15 protein-coding genes are annotated in these 15,645 nt (G+C 65.1%); 3 read left to right on the forward strand and 12 right to left on the reverse strand.

Going from position 1 to position 15,645, the window contains the following annotated elements; all coding sequences use genetic code 11:
* Positions 1 to 56 precede the first annotated feature (56 nt).
* The 4 genes from DVS29_RS11180 to DVS29_RS11195 form a co-directional block, all read right to left on the reverse strand.
* Positions 57 to 857, reverse strand: coding sequence for an SDR family oxidoreductase (locus DVS29_RS11180; RefSeq protein WP_118180522.1), 801 nt, complete (start codon positions 855 to 857; stop codon positions 57 to 59).
* A 125-nt stretch (positions 858 to 982) separates the two neighbouring features.
* Positions 983 to 1,627: a GntR family transcriptional regulator gene (locus tag DVS29_RS11185; RefSeq protein WP_118180583.1), complete on the reverse strand. Its 645-nt coding sequence runs from the start codon at positions 1,625 to 1,627 to the stop codon at positions 983 to 985.
* A gap of 231 nt (positions 1,628 to 1,858) precedes the next feature.
* Positions 1,859 to 2,275: a hypothetical protein gene (locus DVS29_RS11190; protein ID WP_118180523.1), complete on the reverse strand. Its 417-nt coding sequence runs from the start codon at positions 2,273 to 2,275 to the stop codon at positions 1,859 to 1,861.
* A gap of 198 nt (positions 2,276 to 2,473) precedes the next feature.
* Positions 2,474 to 3,985, reverse strand: coding sequence for a CoA-acylating methylmalonate-semialdehyde dehydrogenase (locus DVS29_RS11195; RefSeq protein ID WP_118180524.1), 1,512 nt, complete (start codon positions 3,983 to 3,985; stop codon positions 2,474 to 2,476).
* Between the two features lie 182 nt (positions 3,986 to 4,167).
* Here DVS29_RS11195 and DVS29_RS11200 point away from each other — a divergent pair, with 182 nt between their 5' ends.
* Entirely contained in the window at positions 4,168 to 5,109 is a 942-nt protein-coding gene (locus DVS29_RS11200) for a LysR family transcriptional regulator (RefSeq protein WP_118180584.1), read from the forward strand.
* A 43-nt stretch (positions 5,110 to 5,152) separates the two neighbouring features.
* On the opposite strand, the gene DVS29_RS11205 is transcribed toward DVS29_RS11200, so the two are convergent.
* The 6 genes from DVS29_RS11205 to DVS29_RS11230 form a co-directional block, all read right to left on the reverse strand.
* Positions 5,153 to 5,545 (reverse strand): hypothetical protein, encoded by a 393-nt coding sequence (locus tag DVS29_RS11205; protein ID WP_118180585.1) that lies wholly within the window; start codon positions 5,543 to 5,545, stop codon positions 5,153 to 5,155.
* A gap of 65 nt (positions 5,546 to 5,610) precedes the next feature.
* Entirely contained in the window at positions 5,611 to 6,279 is a 669-nt protein-coding gene (locus DVS29_RS11210) for an RraA family protein (protein WP_118180525.1), read from the reverse strand.
* Positions 6,276 to 7,316 (reverse strand): amidohydrolase family protein, encoded by a 1,041-nt coding sequence (locus DVS29_RS11215; protein WP_118180526.1) that lies wholly within the window; start codon positions 7,314 to 7,316, stop codon positions 6,276 to 6,278. The genes DVS29_RS11210 and DVS29_RS11215 overlap by 4 nt, the downstream gene beginning before the upstream one ends.
* A gap of 38 nt (positions 7,317 to 7,354) precedes the next feature.
* The gene (locus tag DVS29_RS11220; RefSeq protein WP_118180527.1) at positions 7,355 to 8,680 is read right to left on the reverse strand and encodes an MFS transporter; all 1,326 of its coding nucleotides are present in this window, start codon (positions 8,678 to 8,680) and stop codon (positions 7,355 to 7,357) included.
* Between the two features lie 212 nt (positions 8,681 to 8,892).
* A complete protein-coding gene (locus tag DVS29_RS11225) occupies positions 8,893 to 9,819 on the reverse strand; it encodes a LysR family transcriptional regulator (protein ID WP_118180528.1) in 927 nt (308 codons plus the stop codon).
* A gap of 36 nt (positions 9,820 to 9,855) precedes the next feature.
* Positions 9,856 to 11,562 carry an alpha-amylase family glycosyl hydrolase gene (locus DVS29_RS11230; protein ID WP_118180529.1) on the reverse strand — a complete coding sequence of 569 codons (1,707 nt, stop codon included), beginning with the start codon at positions 11,560 to 11,562 and terminating at the stop codon, positions 9,856 to 9,858.
* A gap of 168 nt (positions 11,563 to 11,730) precedes the next feature.
* Between DVS29_RS11230 and DVS29_RS11235 the strand changes: the two genes are divergently transcribed.
* A complete protein-coding gene (locus DVS29_RS11235; protein WP_118180530.1) occupies positions 11,731 to 12,105 on the forward strand; it encodes a DUF2784 domain-containing protein in 375 nt (124 codons plus the stop codon).
* An 18-nt stretch (positions 12,106 to 12,123) separates the two neighbouring features.
* Here DVS29_RS11235 and DVS29_RS11240 read toward each other — a convergent pair whose 3' ends face one another.
* Both DVS29_RS11240 and DVS29_RS11245 read right to left on the reverse strand, forming a co-directional pair.
* Positions 12,124 to 12,750: an SIS domain-containing protein gene (locus tag DVS29_RS11240; RefSeq protein ID WP_118180531.1), complete on the reverse strand. Its 627-nt coding sequence runs from the start codon at positions 12,748 to 12,750 to the stop codon at positions 12,124 to 12,126.
* A gap of 33 nt (positions 12,751 to 12,783) precedes the next feature.
* A complete protein-coding gene (locus DVS29_RS11245; RefSeq protein WP_118180532.1) occupies positions 12,784 to 13,908 on the reverse strand; it encodes an ABC transporter ATP-binding protein in 1,125 nt (374 codons plus the stop codon).
* Positions 13,909 to 14,202: 294 nt separating this feature from the next.
* Between DVS29_RS11245 and DVS29_RS11250 the strand changes: the two genes are divergently transcribed.
* Positions 14,203 to 15,552, forward strand: coding sequence for an ABC transporter substrate-binding protein (locus tag DVS29_RS11250; protein WP_118180533.1), 1,350 nt, complete (start codon positions 14,203 to 14,205; stop codon positions 15,550 to 15,552).
* The last annotated feature ends 93 nt before the right edge of the window (positions 15,553 to 15,645 follow it).

Consider the following 15,645-nt stretch of genomic DNA (forward strand, 5'->3'; position numbering starts at 1 on the left):
TGCCTCAGGTCGACCGCGTTAGTCAGGAGTACGCGGGATATCGCCGTCGGAGGGTGCTAGAGCACTTCGACGTTGCCGCAGACCGAGATCGCCTGGCCTGTGATGCCGAGCCCCGCGGGCGAACACAGGAAGAGGGCGGTCGCCGCGATTTCTTCCTGGGTCGTCATCCGCCGCAGCGAGATCCGCGACAGGTATTGCTGTTCCATGTCGTCGTAGCTGATGCCGAGCTGCTCCGCGCGCGCCGAGATCACGCGCGTCATGCGCGGGCCTTTGACGATGCCCGGCTGGATCGCGTTGACGCGGATGCCGGTGGGACCGAGCTCGATCGCGAGGCTTTTCGTCAGCCCGACGATCGCCCATTTGGTGGCCGCGTAAGGCGTGCGGTAAGCGTAGCCGAGCCGGCCCGCCACCGACGAAAGCGCGATGATCGCGCCGCCGCCGGAAGCCTCGCGCAGCATTGGCACCGCGCGGCGCGCGAAGTAGAACTGCGCGTTCAGGTTGATGTCGACGGTACGTTCCCAGCCGTCGACATCGAGTTCGTCGATGCCGCCGGTGTCGCCCGCGATGCCCGCGTTGTTGACGAGCACGTCCAGTCCGCCGAGTTCGCGCGACACGTCGTCGAACACCTTGTCCACCGCGTCGCGGTCGGCGACGTCGGCGAGGGTTGCGGTGATCCGTTGGGTGTCGGGATCGGCCGCGCGCAATGCGTCGATCGCGGCTTCGCTCGCGTCGCACACATGCACGCGCGCGCCCGCTTCCACGAACGCCCGGGCAATCGTCAGGCCGATGCCTGCCGCGCCGCCTGTGACCAGCACGCGCAGCCCTGCGCGTGGCTTCAACATCTGCAAAACCGTCATGCCGCTGCCTCCAGTGTTCGTGGATCATCGGCGCGAGGTGCGGGTCCACGCCTCGCGGTTCGTCTTGCCGGCGCGTTGCGCGCCGTCTGCTGTCGGCCGCTGTTCAGCCGATAGTCAGCAGATAGTCAGGCGCTGGCCGCCCGCTGCTCCTGCAGCCGTTCGCGCAGATCGGCCGCCGCATCGCCGATGTCCTGCGCGATGCCGGCGCGTGCGCCTTCGCCGTCGCCGCGCCACAAGGCCTCGACGATCTTGCGGTGCGCCTCCATCGACTGGCGCATATGCGGAATGTCCGGCGCGACCAGATTGAGGAACGGCCCGATGCGCATCCACAGGTTCTGGATCGTCGCGAGCGTGATCTCGCTCGCGCCGTGCGTGTAGATCGCGATGTGAAACTGGAAATTGCTGCGCAGATAACCGGCGACGTCGCCGGCTTCCACGCGCGCGTCCATCACGTCGAAAATCGCCTGCAGCGCGTCGAGATGCGGGCGCGTCATTCTCGACGCGGCGCGCGCCGCCACGCAGCCTTCGAGCGCAATACGCACATCGCGCAGTTCTTCCAGCAGGTTGAGCGTCATCGGCGGCACCATCAGCGCGCGGCCGACGCCGTCGATCAGCGCACCCTCCGCCTGCAGCCGCGTCAACGCGGCACGTACTGGCATCGTCGACGAGCCGACCGCTTCCGCGACGCCGCGCAGACTGAGCAGCTGACCCGGCGCGAAGCGGCCAGTCATGATCGCCTCGCGCAACTGCGCGTAGACGCGGTCGGCCATCGTTTCGCGCTGCACCAGCTCCAGCGGCGGCAGATCGTTGCTACCAGGCCGTGTCGGCACGTGTCCTCCGGTTTCGACTGTTTCGCGATCTGTGACCTGTGATCACACTATGCATGCAGTCTGAAACAGAAGACCCGAAGATTCAACCAAGGGAAAACGCGAACATCGCGAACGCGGGGAAGGAAACCGTCGTGCTATTGGCAGGCAAATGAAGTGCGGAAGTGCGGGCGATCAAACCACGCGGCTTCGTCCGAGCAGCCGGGTCCACAGCGCACGAAGCCTTCGTGCGCGGTCTTCGAGCAGAAACGACGCGGCCAGCGCGAAGAGACCTGAAACCGTCCCCGTCAGAACGTGCTCGACCCAGGGAATGCGATAGTGACTGGCATGCGAGTAGACGTCGCCCACCATGGTTAGCCCGCCGACGATCAGCGCGTTGCCATAGCGGTTCGTGTAGAGCTTCGCGGCCGGCGTGAACGTGAGCAGCACAGCGATGAGTCCGGTGAAGAGACCCGTGTGCAACGCAATCGACCAATGGGCGACGCTCGAGATGTTCCCCCAGCTTCCGGGCATGCAGGTCATGCACGCGCTGGTCGGTTGCCAGAAACGTTGGACGAACAGTGTGACGCGGCGCTTCCAGTCGATTGACATGACGTGTTCCTGGCTACGCCGTTGTCACAGTGGACGCTATCCGATGCCAGGGTCCGATGTTGGGCCGACGAACCTGGGCCGAAGCGGGATGCCGCAGATTGGCGGCGCATGCGCGCCGCAACCTGGGTATGACGGGATACTACACCGCACCGATACCGGTCGCTTCCCCGCGGATGGGGGAAGCGACACGTCGATGGATTACTTCGCGACCGGCATCGTGAACTCGGCACCCTTCTCGGTGCTTTCCGGCCAGCGCTGCATGATCGACTTCTGCTTCGTGTAGAAGCGCACGCCTTCTTCGCCGTACGCATGCATGTCGCCAAAGAGGCTGCGCTTCCAGCCGCCGAAGCCGTGCCATGCCATCGGCACCGGAATCGGCACGTTGATGCCCACCATGCCGACTTCGATCTGGCGGCCGAACTCGCGCGCCACGTTGCCGTCGCGCGTGAAGCACGCGACGCCGTTGCCGAATTCGTGGTCGTTGATCAGTTGCACCGCGTCGCTGAAGTCCTTCACGCGAACGCATGCCAGCACCGGCCCGAAGATTTCTTCGCGATAGATGCGCATTTCCGGCGTGACGTTGTCGAACAGCGTGCCGCCGGTGAAGAAGCCGTCTTCGTGGCCCGGCACCTTGTAGCCGCGACCGTCGACCACGAGCTTCGCGCCTTCCTTCACGCCGGTTTCGATATAGCCTTCGATGCGTTCCAGCGCCTGGCGCGTGACGATCGGGCCCATCTCGGCATCGAGCTCCATGCCGTTCTTGACGACGAGATTGCGCGCGCGCTCGGCGAGGCGCGGGATGATCTTGTCGGCGACGTCGCCCACCAGCACCGCGACCGAGATCGCCATGCAGCGCTCGCCGGCCGAGCCGTAACCCGCACCGATCAACGCATCCACCGCTTGATCGAGATCCGCATCGGGCATCACGACCATATGGTTCTTCGCGCCGCCCAGTGCCTGCACGCGCTTGCCGTGCTTCGCGCCGGTCTCGTAGATGTAGTTCGCGATCGGCGTGGAGCCGACGAAGCTCACCGCCTTCACGTCGCGATGCGCGAGCAGCGCGTCGACCACCACCTTGTCGCCCTGCACGACGTTGAACACGCCATCGGGCAGACCGGCTTCCTTCAAGAGGCGCGCCATGAACAGCGACGCCGACGGATCGCGCTCGCTCGGCTTCAGGATGAACGTGCAGCCCGAGGCCAGTGCCACCGGGAACATCCAGCACGGCACCATGCACGGGAAGTTGAACGGCGTAATGCCGGCCACCACGCCGAGCGGCTGGCGCAGCGTCCAGTTGTCCATGCCGCGCGACACCTGTTCGGTGTAGTCGCCCTTGAGGAGCTGCGGAATGCCGCACGCGAATTCGATCACGTCGATGCCGCGCGCCACTTCGCCCTGTGCGTCGGTGAAGACCTTGCCGTGCTCGGCCGTGATGATGGCCGCGAGTTCGTCCGCATGGCGGTTCATCAGTTCGAGAAAGCGCAGCATGACGCGCGCGCGGCGGATCGGCGGCGTGTCGCGCCAGGCCGGGAACGCGGCCTTCGCGCTCGCCACGGCGGTGTCGACGTCGGAGGCCTCGCCGAGCACCAGGCGCCGCGCGGACGCGCCGGTCGCCGGGTTGAAGATCGCCTGGGTGCGGTCGCCGGTGCCGCGCTCGATCTTGCCGCCGATGAAGTGAACGACGTCGGCGGAATCGGTGTAAGGCTGCATGTCATCTCCTCGCGGGTTGGTAGGTTAAGCGCAGTCTACGGAATTCACCCCGGCGTGCGAAGCCACGCTGGCTTAACTGATTGTTTTGTTATGTGAACAATCCGCATGGCGAGTGATGAATGATGCGGCAGTGCGATGCTATCATCGGCCCGACTGGCGGGGCATACGACGGGATCACGAACATGGATACGCAAAAGATCGAGGCGCTCTGGACGCATCTGCACTGGCTGAACGTGCTCGCGGAGCAGGGCAGCTATACGGCGGCCGCCGCGCGCCTCGGCGTGAGCAAGGCGGCGATGAGCCAGCGGATTGCCGAACTCGAGCGGGTGGCGGGCGTCGCGCTGGTGCAGCGCACCACGCGCAGCGTGCGCTTCACGGAAGCGGGGCGAAGGCTCGTCGAGGAGACGCATGCGGGATTCGAGCGCATTGCGGCGAGCTTCGCGGGGGTGCGGGACATGGCCTCCGTCGCGCGCGGCACGGTGCGCGTGACCGCGCCCGTCGCGTTCGCGCGTCAGCAGCTCGTGCCGCGTCTCGCGGCGTTTGCCCGCGCGAATCCCGAGGTACGGGTGCAACTCGAACTGTCGGACCGGCTCACGTCGATCGCGAACGAAGGCTTCGACCTCGCGATCCGTCATAGCGCACAGGTGCCCGAAACGCATGTGGCGCACAAGCTCTGCGATACGCGTTCGGTGATCGTCGCCACCCGCGCCTACCTGAAGCTGCGGGGCACGCCGCTTTCACCCGCCGACCTCGCGCAGCATGACTGTCTGGTCTATCCGCGCGCGCTCGGGTCCGCGGTATGGTCGTTCGAAAAGCCCGGGCGGCGCGCCGGGCAGTCGCGCGCGAACGTGACGGTGAACGGACCGGTTGCGGCGAACAACAGCGAGGCGCTGCGCGACGCGGCGCTCGAACATCTGGGCATCGCGCTGTTGCCGGATTTCAGCGCGCAGGCCGCGCTGCAGGCGGGCAAGCTCGTGGTGTTGCTACCCGACTGGCGGCCGGTGGGGGCGTTCGCTTCGCAACTGTATGTGGTGCGCCCGTACGCGCCGCACGTGCCGCGCGCCGTGACGCGGTTCGTGGATTTTCTGCGGGAGTCGTTTGCTGCGGGTTTTCCGGTTGAGTGAGTGTTGGGTTCGAGGTGCGCGGTGGTGCAGGCGCATTCGCCGCTCAAAGCGGCACATCCTCGATCAGCGCGGCACGCACCGCGCGAATCCTGCGATCGACGAAATAGCCGCCGCCTTCGGTGTAGCGCAGATAAAGACGCCCGCAGATCGTGCATTCCCACACACCACAGCGGTTGTACGGAAAGTAGTTCGGCGCGACAGGCGCATCGGCGGACCAGTAGCTGATCTTGCCGGGCAGATATTCGGCGAACGTCGGTTCTGGATCGTGTTCCGGCATCAAGGTGCCGATCTCGCGGAACTGCGTTTCGTCGAGCGAGAGCGGCTGCGATTGCCAGCCGTCGAGCGGCGTTTTCGTGCACGCGCAGTCGCCGGGCGCTTTGGCTTCCGCGGTTCGTGCGTAGTCGATGAGCGTGGCGGTGTTCAGATGGTCGGGCATGGCTGCGGCGAGTCGAAGGAACGAACGCGCCATCATGCGCGCGTTCGCGGCGGTTGAGCAAGTCGTCAACCGTTCATCATCCGGTCGCGCTGCGGGATCACCCACGAACGGTCGAAACGCCCTTCGGCGATCGACTTCAATGCTGCCGCTTCTTTCGCCGCCTGCTTGCGCGCGCCCGCGATCACCGCTTCCACATCCGCGGGCGCGATCGCGAGCACGCCGTCTTCGTCGCCGACCACGATGTCGCCCGGATGCACGACCATTCCGCCGACCGTCACCGGCACGTTGATCTCGCCCGGCCCGTTCTTGTACGGTCCGCGATGCGTGACGCCGCGCGCGTAGACGGGGAAATCGCGCTGGCTCAGCGCGCCGACATCGCGAATCGCGCCGTCGATCACGAGGCCCTGCACGCCGAGGCTTTGCGCGAAGCTCGCCATGATGTCGCCCATCAGCGCCTGCGTGACTTCGCCTGCGCCGTCGATCACGAGCACGTCGCCGGGGCGGCAGTAGTCGAACGCGCGATGGATCGCGAGATTGTCGCCGCCGCGCGTGCGCACCGTGATGGCCGTGCCTGCCATCGGCCTCGGCCGATGGTACGGACGCAAACCGATTGCGCCGCCCGAGCGTGCCATGTTGTCGCTCAGCAGCGAAACCGCGAGTTCACGCAGCGCATCGAGCGTCGCGCTGCTTGCCTGAGGGGCCGATTCGAATTCTTTCCATCCGGTCGGATTCATTGCGTCGCTCCTTCGCTCGCGAATTGCCGTTCGAGTTGCGCGGACAGGCGTCCGTAGACCGCGCGCGCGTTGTCTTCGTAGATGCTTTGGCGATCGCCCGCGCTGAGCCAGTCGATTGCGTCGATATAGCGCCGCGTGTCGTCGTAGTAGTGGCCGGTTTCCGGATCGATGCCTTGTACCGCGCCGATCGTCTCCGACGCGAACAGGATGTTGCGCACCGGTATCACCTTCGCGAGCAGTTCCGCGCCGGGCTGGTGATACACGCAGGTATCGAAGAACACGTTGTTCAGCAGATATTCGGACAGGAGTGGACGCTTCATGTCCTGCGCGATCCCGCGATAGCGTCCCCAGTGATACGGCACCGCGCCGCCGCCGTGCGGAATGATGAAGCGCAGCGTCGGAAAGTCGGCAAAAAGATCCGCAGTCAGCAGTTGCATGAACGCCGACGTGTCGCCGTTGATGTAGTGCGCGCCCGTTGCATGAAAGTTGGGATTGCACGACGACGACACGTGGATCATCGCGGGCACGTCGAGCTCCACCATCGCTTCGTAGAGCGGATACCACGAGCGGTCCGTGAGCGGCAGGCCGGACCAGTGGCCGCCGGACGGATCCGGATTCAGGTTGCACCCGATGAAGCCAAACTCTTCCACGCACCGGCGCAGTTCCGCGATGCAATTCTCGGGCGCGACGCCCGGTGCCTGTGGCAACTGGCACACGCCGACGAAGTTGCGCGGAAACAGCTTGCAGACGCGGTGCACGAGATCGTTGCTCGCGCTCGACCACACTGCGTTCGCATCGGCGGACGCCAGATGGTGGCCCATGCCCGCGGCGCGCGGCGAGAAGATCGTGACGTCGGTGCCGCGTTCGCGCTGGATGTGGCGCTGGCCGGTTTCGATGCTTTCGCGAATCTCGTCGTCGCTGATGTGCGGGCGCGGCGGCACCGTGCCGCCGTCCTTCAGCGCGGCGATCTGCTGTTTGCGCCACGCTTCATGCTGCGGCGGCGAGGTCGTATAGTGCCCGTGGCAATCGATGATCATGAGGCGGGTTTCCCGATGGTCCAGGTGGTTGTGCGAAATCAGGTGCGCGAGGCCGCGTCGTGGTTCGCGAGCGATGCGCCGGTCTGTTCTTCTGACGGCTTCACGCGCATCACCAGCGCGATGATCACGGACACCACGAGGAACCCCGCGATGGTCAACAGCGCCAGTGTGAAGTTGCCGGTGGCGCGCCGCACGAGGCCTATGCTCCATGGTCCGACGATGCCGCCGAACTGCGCGATCGTGTTGATGAGCGCGATCGTGGCCGCGCCCGCCGCGCCGGTGCGGAACGACGCGGCGAGGCTCCAGAACAGCGGATTGCCCGCATAGATGAAGAGGCCGGTTACGCAGAGTAGCGCATAGGCGACCAGCGGATTCGGCGCATACGCGCTGCCCGCGATCGCCAGTGCGCTCATCCCGTAGACGAACGCGAGGTGCTTCTTGCGGTCTCCCGTGCGGTCGGAACTGCGGCCGACGAGGTACGTGCCCAGCACGCCGAGCAGCGGCGGCACCGCCGACAGGAAGCCGACTTCGATATTGCTCAGGTGTCCGAGGCTTTTGACGATCTGCGGCAGCCACATGAAGAGACCATAGATGCCGACGAGCGCGCAGCCGAACAGACACGCCAGGCTCCACACGCGGATGTCGCCCGCCACTTTCAGCAGCGGGAAATGCCGGGTGCCACCGAGCGCTTCGCGTTCCGCGGCGAGCGTGCTTTCGAGCCACTGCTTCTCGGAGTCGTCGAGCCAGTCCGCGTCAGCGGGCCGCTCGGTCATGATGCGCAGCGTGAGCAGCCCCAGCAGCATCGCCGGCACGCCTTCGACGATGAACATCCATTGCCAGCCCTGCAAGCCGAGCACGCCTTTCGCGTAAGTCATCACGGTGGTGGAGATCGGGCCGCCCAGCACCGCGGAGAACGAGCCCGCGATGATGTAGCCGCTCACCGCGCGCGCCCGGTAACGCTCCGGAAACCACTTGGTCAGATAGACGGCGACGCCGGGCAGGAAGCCGGCTTCCATCACGCCCAGCAGAAAGCGCAGCAGGTAGAAGCTTTTCGCGTCGAACACGAACGCGGTGGCCGTTGCGACCGCACCCCACGTCAGCAGGATGCGTGCGATCCAGCGGCGCGCACCGACGCGATCCAGCAGCAGATTACTCGGCACTTCCAGCACCATGTAGCCGATGAAGAACACGCTGCCCGCAAAGCCGAATACCGCGGGATTGAAGTGGAGGTCGGCGTTCATGTCGAGCGCCGCGAAACCGATGTTGATCCGGTCGAGATAGTTGAAGAACATCATCGCGAAGAGCAGGGGCATCAATCGCCCATACACCTTTCGCATGGTGGCCGCTTCGTTGACTTGGGTCATGCTGTCTCCTGCCTCGCGGTCTGCGCGTACGCCGCCGCATTTCTTATGAATCGACTGCCGCGAGGGCTGTCGTGAGAGGTGCTGCCGGGGCCGGCTCGCGCGGAATGACGGGCCGGATGCGCTGTCCGCCAGGACGGAAGTGCTGATTGAATAGTAGGGACGCGGCGGTGCCGCGTCCAAGACGTGTTGCTTATGCTTGTATAAGGCTGAGCTTATAGTGTGCCGGGTGTGCCGGGTGTGCCCGAGGTGCTGTCCGCGAGCGGCGGGGGCAGGCAGCGCAGGAACGCACGCAGATGCGGGGACATGTCGTCGGTGCGGAAGGTGGAAGCGAGCGTCGACCAGTGCGACGAGCCGGGGCCGGTCAGGTGGCGGAACACGACATCGGCACGGCCATGCTTCGCGACGGATTCGCCCACGTACGTGACGCCGAGGCCCGCCGCGACGAGCGCGATCGCGGTCTGGATTTCATACGCCTCGTGTGCGATGAACGGCGCGACGCCCGCATCGCGGTACAACGCCTGCACCGAGCGCTTGAACTGCGCGTTCTGATGCTTCGGGAACAGGATCAACGGCGTATCCGCCAGCTCGGCGATACGCACGGTCTTTTTCGCGGCGAGCGGATGGTCCGTGGCCAGCACCGCGACGAGACGTTCGCGCAACAGCGTGCGCGACGTGCAGCCGTCGATCGGCAGCGGCTGCCGGCCGATGCCGACGTGAATGCGCAGATCGCGCAGCGCGTCGGCCTGCTCTTCAGTCAGCATCTCGAAGAGCTTCAGCTCGACCTGCGGGTACTCTGCGTGAAAGGCCTTCAGCGCAGGGGGCAGGATGCTATACATCGCGGAACGCGTAAAGCCGATGCTCAGCCAGCCGCGCTTGCCCATGCCGATTTCCGTCGCACCGAGCGCGGCCTGCTCCAGCGAACCGAGAATCTGGCGCGCCTCCGTGCACAGATACTGACCCGCTTCGGTAAGGATCAGCGGGCGCCGCGTACGGTCGATCAGCGTGGCGCCGAGGCGTTCTTCGAGCGAGCGGATCTGCTGGCTCAACGCGGGCTGCGCGATATGCAGTCGCTCGGCCGCGCGGCTGAAGTTCAGTTCCTCGGCGAGGATCACGAAGCACTGCAAGGCTCGGAGGTTCATGCGCGGTCCCTGACGGTCGGCGTTCGACGATGACCGTCATATTTTCGCATTCGGGCCCGCGATCCACACGAAAGCGCTTCGTACCGGCAGCGTGACGCTCACCGTGCCGTCCGCCGCCACGACGAGTGGCGCAGCGCTGCCGTTGAGCGCTGTCTCGTTCTCGAGCAGCGTGCCGGCGCGCAGACCGGTCGCGAACGTGCGCATTTGCGGCTGTGTGTCCGACGTATTGATTGCGACCACCGCCGACACATCCCCGTAAGACATCCGGTAGGCGAACGCGCCGGGCCCGCCGCTGTCCTGGTCGAGAATCGCCGGCGTGCCGCGCGAAAACACGAGGTTCTGCCGGCGCAGCGCGGTGAGTTGCGCGATGAACTGGTAGAGCGGTGCGTTGGTGTCGAAGTGGTCGACGCCGCCGGACGCGTAGCCGCCCGCGAACATCGCGCCGCGCTGTTCGGTGAACGCCTGCTCGGTGCCGTAGTAGATCACCGGAATGCCGGGCAAGGTCATGATCAGCACCAGCCCCTGTTGCAGCCCCGCGACCGAACCGTCGGCGAGAAAGCGGTCGACGTCGTGATTGTCGAGAAACGTCGGCATCAGGTAAGGCCGCTTGAACACCTGCATCATGTCCGCGATCCGGTAGCCAAGCTCGGCAGTCGGATGGCCACCGTGCAGCACGTCGCCCAGCGTGCCGTAAAGCGGATAGTTGAGCATCGCGGGCAGGATGTCGTTGCCGCTCGAATCGGCCATGTACGACTCGATCTTCTTCGAGTTCGTGTCGTCGTACGGTGCGTCGGTCGCGAAGCCTTCGCCGAACGCGAGGAAGTTCTGCTTGCCGTTCGCCTGGGCGACCTGCTCGATGCCGGGCGCCGTCGCGTCGGTCGAGTACATGAAGTCGCTGAAGAACGCCTGCGGCACGTAAAACGCGGTGTCGATCCGGAATGCGTCGACGCCGACCGTCGAGATCCAGTAGCCGTAGCTTTTCCTGAGTGCGCTGCGCACTGTGGGGTTCTCGGTGTTCAGGTCGTCGAGCCCGTAGAGCTGGTAATTGAGCAGCTGGTTCTCGTCGTTGAAGTCACTGATGTCCGGGGTCCAGTGATAGATCGCGGCGACGCGCTGCGCGGGGTCGGTCGGGTCGTCCATGTCGAACGGCGACTGCGTGGGCGCGGTCGTCGGCACGGAACCGGTGTTGCGCGCCCAGTATTGCGCGGGATCGTTCGGGTTCCAGCCGTCGTTGTAGTAGAAGAAGTCGCCGGTGTGATTGACCACGATGTCCTGGATCAGATACATGCCGGCCTGGTGCAGTGCAATGGAGAGCGCCTGATAATCGCCGAGCGAACCCATGTGCTTGTCCACTTCCATGAAGTTGCTCGCCCAGTAGCCGTGATAGCCGCCGTAGTTCACGCGCGGGTCCCACCACTGGTTCGCGACAGGTGGCGTCAGCCAGATCGCGGTGGCGCCGAGCTGCTGGATATAGGCGATTTTCTGCTCGATGCCGCGAAGGTCGCCGCCGCTGTACTTCGCGTTATTGGTGGGATCGAATTCGCCCGCGTCCTGGTTGTCGTTGGTCGGATCGCCGTCGGCGAAGCGGTCGGTGACGACGAAATACACGATCTGGTCGCGCCAGTCCGGCGAGGGGACGCTGAGGTCCGCGGTATTCGTATGAATTGACGTGCCGCAGGCTGTCGCGATGGCGACGACGAGCGTCGAGCACGCGCGCCTTGCGAGGGTGCGGAGATTGGCCATGGCACACCTTCACCCGTGGAGTGTCGGATGCGTGTCAGTGTAGGCGTGCTGTCGTGTCGCGTCAGTCTGTTAGCGCATAGGCGGCGAGTGTCGGGTTTTGCGGGCCGCCCGGAAGCGAAGACACGTGCTGCAGGACAATAGAGCAGTATCGAATCCCGCAGAGACATCATGATCTGGCTTGCCGATACGGTTCTGGTGCTGCACGCGCTGCTCGTGCTGTTTATCGTCGGCGGTGTGATCGCGATCTGGGTGGGTGCCGCGCTGAAGCAACGCTGGGTGCGCAATCGCGTTTTTCGCATCGCGCATCTCGCGGCGATCGGCGTGGTCGCGCTGCTGGCGGCGCTCAACATACCGTGCCCGCTCACCGTGCTCGAAGACTGGCTGCGCACCGGGCAAACCGGCGCGCAGGGCTTCGTGCAGCGTTGGGTGAGCGCGCTGATGTACTACGATCTGCCCGGCTGGGTGTTCAGCGTCGCGTATGTCGCGTTTCTGTTTGTCGTGCTGTTGACGTGGTTTCGCGTGCGGCCGCGGTCGAGGCGTTGACGGTGGCGCGCGCTGCGTTTATTCGAGGTTCGTGTGCCGCGCGCGCATCGCGTCGGGCTGGATCTGCAGGCGATCGCGCAGCATCAGCACCAGCAATTCGAACAGCAGAAATTGCGCGCCCTCGTAGACGCTGCCCATCGGCAGCAACGAGACTGCGCCGGCGTCGCGCGTATCGTTCGCCATCGTCTGCGCGGGCAGAATGCAAACAGCGTCCGCGTGCGCGGCTGCGCTGCCCTGGGGCTGCGCGGTAAACAGTAACGTGCGTGCGCCTGCTTCCCGCGCGACGCGCAGCAGCCCGTCCACGGTCGCGAATCCACCGGGTCCCGCGCTCGCGACGAACAGGTCGCCCGCTGCCACCGGCGGTGCCGACATATCGCCGACGACATGCGCGTCGAGCCCGAGGTGATAGAGCCGCATCGCGAGCGCGCGCATCATCAGTCCTTCGCGGCCCACGCCGTAGCACACGATGCGGTGTGCACCCGCCAACGCGTCGAGCGTTTGCTCGATCTCAGCTTGCGCGACACGGTCTAGCACTGCGCGAATCTCATCGAGCGCCTGCTGCGTGAGCAGGGCAAACCTATTGGCGCTGGCGCTGACCGACGAAGTATCCGCGCGTGACGGCGCGTGTCCGCTGGATGAATTCATGTCGTGCTCCAGGTGCTGATGGCGAACGCGAAATCAGGCCGCCGCCTGATTGCCGAACGCGCCGGCGCGCCGTGTGAGCGCGGCGCCATCCTCGCGAAACAGATGCGCGTGCCGCACGTTGAGACCGAGCGCGATGCGCTCGCCGTTCGCGACCAGCGATTCCCCCGAGCCCTTCGCCTGGATCGTCACGTCGTTGGCGAGCCGCGCATGCAGCAGCGTTTCGCTGCCGAGATGCTCGACGACCGAGATCTCCGCATCGAGCACCGCATCGCAGGAGCCGCCCGCTCCTTCAACGAGATGCTCGGGACGAATGCCGAGCACGAGCTTGGCACCGGACTGCAAGCCATCTGCCGTGAACGGCAGCGTGAGCGAGCCGCCGCCAGGCAGACCGACCGTCACGCCCGCGCCGTCGGCGCGCTGCAGCGGCACGTCGAGAAAATTCATCTTCGGAGAACCAATAAAGCCCGCGACGAACCGGTTGCACGGCTCGCGATAGAGTTCGAGCGGCGAGCCGACCTGTTCGACGCGCCCGTGATTGAGCACGACGATGCGATCGGCCATGGTCATCGCTTCGGTCTGGTCGTGCGTCACGTAGATCATCGTCGCGTCGAGCTGGCGATGCAGCTTGATCAGTTCGAGCCGCATTTGCACGCGCAGCGCCGCATCGAGATTCGACAGCGGCTCGTCGAACAGGAAGACCTTCGGCTCCCGCACGATCGAGCGGCCGATCGCGACGCGCTGGCGCTGGCCGCCGGAGAGCGCGCGCGGGCGCCGCTCCAGCAGCGCTTCGATCTGCAGCACGCGCGCGGCGGCTTCGACGCGCTCGCGGATCTTCGCTTCGGGCAGCTTCATCATGCGCAGCCCGAACGCGATGTTCTCGAACACCGACATGTGCGGATACAGCGCATACGACTGGAACACCATCGCGACACCGCGCTGCGAAGGCTCGACTTCGGTGACGTCTTCTCCGCCGATCAGCACGCGTCCCGAATCGCTGAGTTCGAGACCTGCAACCGTGCGCAGCAGCGTGGATTTTCCGCAACCGGATGGACCGACGAACACCATGAACTCGCGGTCTTCGACGCTGATGTCGACGCTCTTCAGCACGTCGACACCTGCATACGACTTGCGGATCTGGCTCAACTGGACTGCACTCATGCGCGTCTCCTGCAGTGCCACGCTCAGGCGTGGGCTGTTTTGGCGGGCAACGTTGCGGTGCAGAACGCTTGCGCGCGCACCCACACGCGTGCCGCGAGCATCTCGCGGACGTGTTGCGAAAAATCGCTGCAATTAGCGCTTGACAGCGCGCTTCGCAGCAAATATACAATTGTAAATACGAAATTACAAGTGAAACGGCGACCCTCGAACCACCGTCGCTGGGCAGCACGACACCGTTGCGCGGCGTCATTTGCGCATGCGGCCGAAAACAAAGAAGTCACCCAGGAGACAGGCATGAGCAAGCGTTGTACGAAGGCCGTTGCGGCGGCCTTGTTGAGCGTCGCGGCGTTCGCCGCGGCATCGAATGCGTCCGCATGGACCTTGAAAGAGGCGGCGGCGCCGTATTCGGGCACCACGGTATCGGTGATCTTTCTGGATCGTCCGGGCTACAAGGCCGCGGAACAGCTGATCCCGCAGTTCGAGAAAGAAACCGGCATCAAGATCAAGTTCGACGTGATCCCGTACGAGAGCACGCGCGAACGCGAAGTGCTCAACTTCGTGAGCGGCGGGGCGCAGGACATCGTGCTCGTCGACGTGGTGTGGCTCGGCGAATTCTCGAGCAACAAGTGGCTCGTGCCGCTCAGCAAGTTCACGAGCGACCCGAAGCTCGCCGACCCGAACCTGAACCTGAAAGACTTCTTCCCGATCCTGCTCGACTCGTTCGGCACGTGGGACAAGACGCTGTATGGTCTGCCGTTCGACAACTACTCGGGCCTGATGTTCTACAACGAGTGCATGCTGAAAGACGCCGGTTTCAGCGGGCCGCCGAAGACGTGGGATGAACTCCTGAACGTGTACGCGCCGAAGCTCACCAACGCTTCGAAGAACCAGTACGCGTTCGCGCTGCAGTCGCGGCGCGGCGAAACGCAGTCGGCGGACAGCTTCATGCGCATGCTGTGGCCGAACGGCGGCTCGCTGCTTGATGCGAAGTTCAAGTCGAACCTGCTGTCGCCGCAATCGCAGGCGGGTCTCGAGTACCGCCAGAAGCTGATGAAGTACATGCCGCCCGGCATCGTCGACTACGACCACGCGGAAGCGGTCAACGCGCTCGCGCAGGGTCATGTTGCGATGATCACCGAATGGTCGGCGTTCTATCCGACGCTCACCGATCCGAGCAAGTCGAAGCTCGGCAACTGTCTCGGCGTGGCGACCGAACCGACCGGACCGGCGGGTCTGAAGCCCGCGCTCGGCGGCTTCTCGCTCGCGGTAAACGCGAAGTCCACCGCGAAGAAGCAGGCCGCTGCATGGCTCTTCATCCAGTGGATCACGTCCGAGCAGGAAGCGAAGCCGTATCTGGAAGCGGGCGGCGTGCCGGCGCGCATGTCGCTCTATCAGGACCCCGCGATCCAGAGCAAGTATCCGTTCGTGAAGCCGATGGTGCAGTCGTGGCAGGGCGGGGTGCCCGACTACCGGCCGCGCTTCCCGGAATGGCCGGCGATCTCGGAGATCATCGGCGAGTGGGGCACGAAGATGATGCTCGGCCAGGTGTCGGTGCATGACGGCGCAGCGACGATCGGCAGCAAGATGGAAGCGGTGCTGCAGAAGGCCGGCTACTACGACGGCAAGAAGCCGCTGCTGAAGTAACGTCGCGAAGTCTCAACTGAAGCGACATGAAGCGTCCTGAGCGGACGGCGCGGCGCGTATCGCGCGCCGTCCGCACGTAGCAGAAAACGGAGA

It is taken from the genome of Paraburkholderia phosphatilytica (genome assembly GCF_003443895.1).
Lineage (GTDB): Bacteria > Pseudomonadota > Gammaproteobacteria > Burkholderiales > Burkholderiaceae > Paraburkholderia > Paraburkholderia phosphatilytica.

Excerpts from the sequence above, each read along its gene's own strand:
- DVS29_RS11180 (WP_118180522.1), bottom strand. The coding sequence starts at position 857 with ATGACGGTTTTGCAGATGTTGAAGCCACGCGCAGGGCTGCGCGTGCTG.
- DVS29_RS11185 (WP_118180583.1), bottom strand. The coding sequence starts at position 1,627 with ATGGCCGACCGCGTCTACGCGCAGTTGCGCGAGGCGATCATGACTGGC.
- DVS29_RS11190 (WP_118180523.1), bottom strand. The coding sequence starts at position 2,275 with ATGTCAATCGACTGGAAGCGCCGCGTCACACTGTTCGTCCAACGTTTC.
- DVS29_RS11195 (WP_118180524.1), bottom strand. The coding sequence starts at position 3,985 with ATGCAGCCTTACACCGATTCCGCCGACGTCGTTCACTTCATCGGCGGC.
- DVS29_RS11200 (WP_118180584.1), top strand. The coding sequence starts at position 4,168 with ATGGATACGCAAAAGATCGAGGCGCTCTGGACGCATCTGCACTGGCTG.
- DVS29_RS11205 (WP_118180585.1), bottom strand. The coding sequence starts at position 5,545 with ATGCCCGACCATCTGAACACCGCCACGCTCATCGACTACGCACGAACC.
- DVS29_RS11210 (WP_118180525.1), bottom strand. The coding sequence starts at position 6,279 with ATGAATCCGACCGGATGGAAAGAATTCGAATCGGCCCCTCAGGCAAGC.
- DVS29_RS11215 (WP_118180526.1), bottom strand. The coding sequence starts at position 7,316 with ATGATCATCGATTGCCACGGGCACTATACGACCTCGCCGCCGCAGCAT.
- DVS29_RS11220 (WP_118180527.1), bottom strand. The coding sequence starts at position 8,680 with ATGACCCAAGTCAACGAAGCGGCCACCATGCGAAAGGTGTATGGGCGA.
- DVS29_RS11225 (WP_118180528.1), bottom strand. The coding sequence starts at position 9,819 with ATGAACCTCCGAGCCTTGCAGTGCTTCGTGATCCTCGCCGAGGAACTG.
- DVS29_RS11230 (WP_118180529.1), bottom strand. The coding sequence starts at position 11,562 with ATGGCCAATCTCCGCACCCTCGCAAGGCGCGCGTGCTCGACGCTCGTC.
- DVS29_RS11235 (WP_118180530.1), top strand. The coding sequence starts at position 11,731 with ATGATCTGGCTTGCCGATACGGTTCTGGTGCTGCACGCGCTGCTCGTG.
- DVS29_RS11240 (WP_118180531.1), bottom strand. The coding sequence starts at position 12,750 with ATGAATTCATCCAGCGGACACGCGCCGTCACGCGCGGATACTTCGTCG.
- DVS29_RS11245 (WP_118180532.1), bottom strand. The coding sequence starts at position 13,908 with ATGAGTGCAGTCCAGTTGAGCCAGATCCGCAAGTCGTATGCAGGTGTC.
- DVS29_RS11250 (WP_118180533.1), top strand. The coding sequence starts at position 14,203 with ATGAGCAAGCGTTGTACGAAGGCCGTTGCGGCGGCCTTGTTGAGCGTC.